Genomic DNA, 4,581 nt, shown 5'->3' with positions numbered 1-4,581 from the left:
CCTCGCCGCCTACGACTACGTGTTGCGCGCCTTTCCGCTCACCTGGTCGCTCGAGCGCGCGCAGAACGAGGGGGCCGGCACGCTGCTTGAACGTGCGATCGCGATCGAGCCGGACTATCCGCTGGCGCTTTCGCTGCTTGCCTGGTGCCATCTGCAGCGCGCCGGCTACCGCTGGACCGAAACGCCCGCCGCTTCTCGGGAAGAGGGCCTGCGCCTGGCGCAGAAGGGGGCGGCGCTCTCCGGCGACGATCCGATGGTCCTTGCCGTGCTCGGGGCGGCGCATTCCTTTGCCCGCGACTACGATGTCGCCGACATGCATCTGGCGCGGGCGCGCGCGCTCGATCCGAATTCCGCCTGGGCCTGGCTGCGCAGCGCCTGGCTGGACGTCTATCGCGAGCGGCCCGAGGCGGCGATCGAGAAGTTCGAGCATTTCGAACGGCTGAGCCCGCGCGATCCGATGGGCTACATGGCCGAGATCGGCATCGGCGCCGCGCATTTCGTCGCCGCGCGCTACGATCAGGCGGTGGCGCTGACGCAGCGCGGCCTTAGCCAGCAGCCGGGCACCTGGTGGGGACTGCGCCTGCTGGTTACGGCGCTGGTTCATGCCGGTCGCAAGGACGAGGCACGGCACGCTTGCCGCAGGCTGATGGAAACCTACCCGGGCCTCACCGTTGCCAGGGTCGGCGACGCCTCGCCCTTCGACGCGGGCACGACTGAACGCATCGCCGCCGGCCTGCGCGAGGCCGGCCTGCCGGACTGACTGGAACGCCGGCGGCCGGCCCCGGAGTATCGCGCTCAGAATTCACGGCGATGGCGGCGGTCGTCCACGACCTTCGCAAGCACCTCGGTCGGGTCACGGTCGACCGGCAGCGTCAGCGCGTTCGCGACGTCGAAGGCGGTAAGGCCGATGTCGCGGCGCTCGCATTCGCTCATGGCGGCGAGCGCGGCCAGCTCGCTACGCGCCTTCCAGAAGCGCGGCAGCCACAACAGTGCCGATACGGCAGCGGCGGCAAACCGGGAGTGCCGGAAAGGGGACGCCTGGCGCCGGTTGTGAGCAGTGGCGCCGGTGAAGGAAACGATCGTGGTCATGGCGTTGATCTCCGAACTGTCCTCTGTGACAGCAAGGCCGAGGATAGTCGCCGCCCCGACGGAGATCGTGACGCGCCGCCGAAACTTCAGGGAAATTGCGGCGAAACCCGCAGGCCGCGCGACAGGGGAGCGCGCTGGTGAAAGCGGCGAGGCGCCAGCCGCCATTGACAATTCACCGTCCGCTCCGCTCCATCCCCGTCATGACCTATGATCGTTCCTGGCTCGAGGCAGCCGTCCGCGCGAAATCCCGGCCCAGCTTCCTGTTCTTCTGGGGCCATCAGCCGTCGAAGGACGGAAGCATCACCACGTCCTGTCTCAGCCAGTGGTGGCCCGCGCCGTTCACGGTCGACCGGCTGACCTATGCGACGGCGGAACACTGGATGATGGCCGGCAAGGCGCGGCTGTTCGGCGACGACGAGGCCGTGCGCCGCGTGCTCGCCGCCGCGAGCCCGAAGCAGGCCAAGCAGGTGGGGCGCGAGGTGCGCGGCTTCGACGGAGCGAGTTGGGATGCCGAGAAGTTCCGCCTCGTTTCGGAAGGCAGCTTCCAGAAATTCCGGCAGAACGGGCCGCTTGGCGAATTCCTGCTGGCGACGAAGGATGCCGTGCTGGTCGAGGCAAGCCCCGTCGATCGCATCTGGGGCATTGGCCTCGCCGCGGGTGACGAGCGCGCGGCGAACCCGCTCACCTGGCGCGGCGACAACCTGCTCGGCTTTGCGCTGATGGAGGCGCGAGACAGGCTGCGCTGAGGCGCTGCTGCCTCCTTCCCGCCGGCGTCAGTCCGAGTCGGAGGAAGCCTTGCCGCATTCAGCCAGCACCTTGCCGATCGCCGCGCTCGAGTCGGCAAGCGAAAAACTGTTCTCGCCATATTTGTCGGACGTGACGGTGACCTCGCCCTTGCCGCGCAGCAGGCCAAGCAGCGGGTCGGTGCTGCCGAACTGCGTCGTGAAGTAATTGTACATTGCCTCGAGCACCAGCGTCTTCGTCACCGTCTTGCCGCCGGCCCTGAACGCGAACGAAGCCTTGATGCCCGGCTCCAGCTCCGGCCCGGCCTCGCCGAGGTCGTAGCTCAGCGTCGGCTTGCCGAAACAGGTCAGCATCAGATGCGCGCCACCCTTCGGCCCGCCGCAAACCGACGCCGTCAGCACGCTGCCGCCCTCGTCCTCCTCCATCTTCGCGCTCCAGCTGCAGGATGCGGCGGGGGCCGGCTGGGTGGCCGCCAGCGCTCCCAAGACGATGAATGCCGCCAATATTCTTCGCATTGATTTCCCCCCAAGGCCGTCGAGACCATCTGGCGACCATACAGGACAAATGACGCCGTGGCATGATCCCTCGAGCGCAGGCGCGGCGCTGGAGATTGGCGCAAGCGGTCGAGCGCGTAATCTCGCCCGCAAGGGGATAGATCGGCGGTTGCGCCGCTTTCGCCTCACCACCCCCATTGGACTTCACCAAAATGCAACCCATATCTTCTCCATGGAGCTTTGAGCGTGACCTTCGCGCGGGTGGCCCTTCTTGCCGCTGCTCTCATGGCCGCGGCCGTCGTTTCTCCCTTCTCTTCCGACGGGGCCGGCAAGGTCGCGCTGAGCGTCGCCATTGACGGCGCCATCGGGCCGGCGAGCACAAGGCAGCTCGAGGAGGCGCTCGACACCGCCGCCAAACGCAATGCCGCGGTCCTCATCCTTCAGCTCGACACGCCTGGCGGCCTGGTCACCTCGATGCGCGAGATGATCGCCGACATCCTGGCCTCGCCGGTGCCCGTCATCGGCTATGTCGCCCCGGCCGGCGGCCATGCAGCCAGCGCCGGCACCTACATCCTCTACGCCACCCATGTCGCGGCGATGGCGCCGGGCACCAATCTGGGCGCGGCGACGCCGGTCGAGATGGGCGGGCTGCCGTCGCTTCCCGGCGGCGAGAAGGACAAAGACCAGAAGGACGCCACCGGGCGGGCGGCGGGCGACGCGATGATGGCCAAGGTCACCAATGACGCGGTGGCGCTCATCCGCTCGCTCGCCGAATTGCGCGGGCGCAATGGCGACTGGGGCGAAAAGGCGGTGCGCGAGGCGGCGAGCCTGTCGGCCAACGCCGCATTGCAGGAGCATGTCATCGACTTCGTCGCCCGCGACACGACCGAGCTTTTGCAATTGGCCGAGGGGCGCACCGTCGACGTGGCCGGGCAGAAACAGGTACTGGCGACCAAGGGGCTGCCGGTCGAGACGCTGGAGCCCGGCTGGTTCATCCGGCTGCTTTCCGTCATCACCGACCCCAACACCGCCGTCATCCTGATGCTGGTCGGCGTCTACGGCATCATCTTCGAGTTCACCAGCCCGGGCGCCGTGGCGCCCGGCGTCATCGGCGCGATCTGCCTGTTGCTCGGCCTCTATGCGCTCAACCTCCTGCCGATCAACTATGCCGGCCTGGCGCTGATGCTGCTCGGCATTGCCTTCCTCGTCATCGAGGCCTTCAATCCCACCGTGGTGCTGGGCCTGGGCGGCGTCGCCGCCTTCCTGCTCGGCTCGGCCATGCTGCTCAAGGTCGAGGGTCCGGGCTTCGCCATGTCATGGGCGGTCATCGGCCCCGCCGCGGCGCTGACGCTGGGGCTGGCGCTTCTCACCGGAACCTATGTCTGGGCGGCGCGCAAAAACCCGCCGCGCGTCGGCGGCGAGGTCATGCGCGGCCTCCCCGTCAAGGTGCTCGACTGGCAGGGCGGCGAGGGCCACGTGCTGGCCCAGGGCGAGCGCTGGCGGGCGAGGGCCGACGAACCTGTCGCGCCTGGCGACAGCGTCGAGGTGACCGATGTCAGCGACCTCGTGCTGACGGTCAGGCGCCGCGATGGCAACAACAACGGAGCAATAAGATGATGGTCGGTTACGTCGCCTATCTGGTCGTTGCGGTGGCCTTGATCATGTTCCTTTCGGCGGCCATCCGCATCCTCAGGGAATATGAGCGCGGCGTGGTCTTCACGCTCGGCCGCTTCACCGCGGTCAAGGGTCCCGGCCTCATCATCCTTGTCCCCTTCATCCAGCAGATGGTGCGGGTGGACCTGCGCGTCGTGGTGCAGGACGTGCCGCCACAGGACGTGATCTCGCGCGACAACGTCTCGGTGAAGGTCAACGCCGTGCTCTATTTCCGCATCGTCGATGCCGAGCGGGCGATCATCCAGGTCGAGGACTTCATGGCCGCCACCAACCAGTTGGCGCAGACCACGCTGCGCTCGGTGCTCGGCAAGCACGAGCTGGACGAGATGCTGGCCGAGCGCGACAAGCTCAACAACGACATCCAGGAGATCCTCGACCAGCGCACCGACGCCTGGGGCATCAAGGTCTCCAATGTCGAGATCAAGCATGTCGATCTCAACGAGAGCATGATCCGCGCCATCGCCAAGCAGGCCGAGGCCGAACGCCTGCGCCGCGCCAAGGTGATCAACGCCGACGGCGAGCAGCAGGCTGCGGCGAAACTGGTCGAAGCCGGCCGCATGCTGGCGGCCGAGCCACAGGC

5 protein-coding genes and 1 pseudogene are annotated in these 4,581 nt (G+C 67.8%); 4 read left to right on the top strand and 2 right to left on the bottom strand.

Going from position 1 to position 4,581, the window contains the following annotated elements; all coding sequences use genetic code 11:
- Nucleotides 1-760: pseudogene (locus EN745_RS36400) on the top strand (hypothetical protein); the annotation flags it as partial.
- A gap of 35 nt (nucleotides 761-795) precedes the next feature.
- On the opposite strand, the gene EN745_RS30580 reads toward EN745_RS36400, so the two are convergent.
- A complete protein-coding gene (locus tag EN745_RS30580) occupies nucleotides 796-1,089 on the bottom strand; it encodes a hypothetical protein (RefSeq protein WP_127422969.1) in 294 nt (97 codons plus the stop codon).
- A gap of 137 nt (nucleotides 1,090-1,226) precedes the next feature.
- On the opposite strand from EN745_RS30580, the gene EN745_RS30575 reads away from it, so the two are divergent.
- The gene (locus EN745_RS30575) at nucleotides 1,227-1,835 is read left to right on the top strand and encodes an NADAR family protein (protein WP_245487878.1); all 609 of its coding nucleotides are present in this window, start codon (nucleotides 1,227-1,229) and stop codon (nucleotides 1,833-1,835) included.
- A 27-nt stretch (nucleotides 1,836-1,862) separates the two neighbouring features.
- On the opposite strand, the gene EN745_RS30570 is transcribed toward EN745_RS30575, so the two are convergent.
- Nucleotides 1,863-2,348, bottom strand: coding sequence for a hypothetical protein (locus tag EN745_RS30570; protein ID WP_245455505.1), 486 nt, complete (start codon nucleotides 2,346-2,348; stop codon nucleotides 1,863-1,865).
- Nucleotides 2,349-2,573: 225 nt separating this feature from the next.
- Here EN745_RS30570 and EN745_RS30565 point away from each other — a divergent pair, with 225 nt between their 5' ends.
- Nucleotides 2,574-3,944, top strand: a complete 1,371-nt coding sequence (locus EN745_RS30565) for a nodulation protein NfeD (RefSeq protein ID WP_127422968.1) — start codon at nucleotides 2,574-2,576, stop codon at nucleotides 3,942-3,944.
- The coding region (locus EN745_RS30560; RefSeq protein WP_145992223.1) for a slipin family protein at nucleotides 3,941-4,581 on the top strand (641 nt) is incomplete at its 3' end. The genes EN745_RS30565 and EN745_RS30560, both read left to right, overlap by 4 nt.

The organism is Mesorhizobium sp. M4A.F.Ca.ET.022.05.2.1 (genome assembly GCF_003998845.1).
In the GTDB taxonomy this organism is placed as follows: Bacteria; Pseudomonadota; Alphaproteobacteria; order Rhizobiales; family Rhizobiaceae; genus Mesorhizobium.
Note: the sequence above shows the minus strand (reverse complement) of the source record. Positions and strands in the feature narration are given on the sequence as shown.